Origin of the sequence: Candidatus Phytoplasma prunorum, assembly GCF_036924415.2 — a bacterium.
Classification (GTDB): domain Bacteria; phylum Bacillota_I; class Bacilli_A; order Acholeplasmatales; family Acholeplasmataceae; genus Phytoplasma; species Phytoplasma prunorum.
On the sequence record NZ_JAZHCY020000014.1, the window covers coordinates 1 to 1,125 of the forward strand.

The 1,125-nt window shown below is 23.7% G+C and carries 1 protein-coding gene; it reads right to left on the reverse strand.

Annotated elements, in window-relative coordinates:
• Positions 1-127: 127 nt before the first annotated feature.
• On the reverse strand, positions 128-1,125 hold a 998-nt coding region (locus tag V9D86_RS02270), incomplete at its 5' end, for a DUF2963 domain-containing protein (protein WP_334331183.1).

Sequence of the window (1,125 nt, forward strand, 5' to 3'; positions counted from 1 at the left end):
ATATTTTAAATTAAACTAAATAAAACTAAAAACCTAAATTTAATTTAGGTTTTTTTATATATAAAAAAAGACCAATTCCGCAGTGTTGCGAAACCTTATACTTTTTTTAAAAATTTATTGTGTTAATTCATTTTTTAGTTTTTATGTCATATTGTTTGATATAACTAATGTTTTTACCATCTTCTTTAAAACAAATTTGCATTATTGGTGAACCAGTATCTTTGTCATATTTATTGATAAAACTAATGGTTTTACCATCTTCTTGATAATTAATTTGTTGAATTCCGCAACCAGTATCTTTGTCATATTCATTGATAGATTGAATAGTTATACCATCTGCTTGATAATTAATTTGTTTCATTAAACGACCAGTATCTTTGTCATATTTATTGATAAAACTAATGGTTTTACCATCTTCTTGATAATTAATTTGTTGAATTCCGCAACCAGTATCTTTGTCATATTCATTGATAGATTGAATAGTTATACCATCTTCTTGATAATTAATTTGTTGAATTCCGCAACCAGTATCTTTGTCATATTCATTGATAGATTGAATAGTTATACCATCTGCTTGATAATTAATTTGTTTTATTAAACGACCAGTATCTTTGTCATATTCATTGATAGATTGAATAGTTATATCATCTGCTTGATAATTAATTTGTTTCATTAAACGACCAGTATCTTTGTCATATTTATTGATAAAACTAATGGTTTTACCATTTGCTTGATAATTAATTTGTTGAATTAAAAGACCAGTATCTTTGTCATATTCATTGATAGATTTAATAGTTATACCATCTGCTTGATAATTAATTTGTTTCATTAAACGACCAGTATCTTTGTCATATTCATCGATAAAACTAATGGTTTTACCATCTGCTTGATAATTAATTTGTTGAATTAAACTATCAGTATGTTGATTGTATTCTTGTATACAAATAATTGTTTTTTTATCATTTGCAAAAACAGTTTGTTTAATTTTTTTACCATTATCTTTATTAAATTCTTTTACATACCACTGTTTATTGTCAGATACATAAGTACTTTGTATTATTGGAAAATTATTTTGTAAATTAATTTTATCTTGTTTTAATATATTGTTTTCTTCTTCTAAGTTAG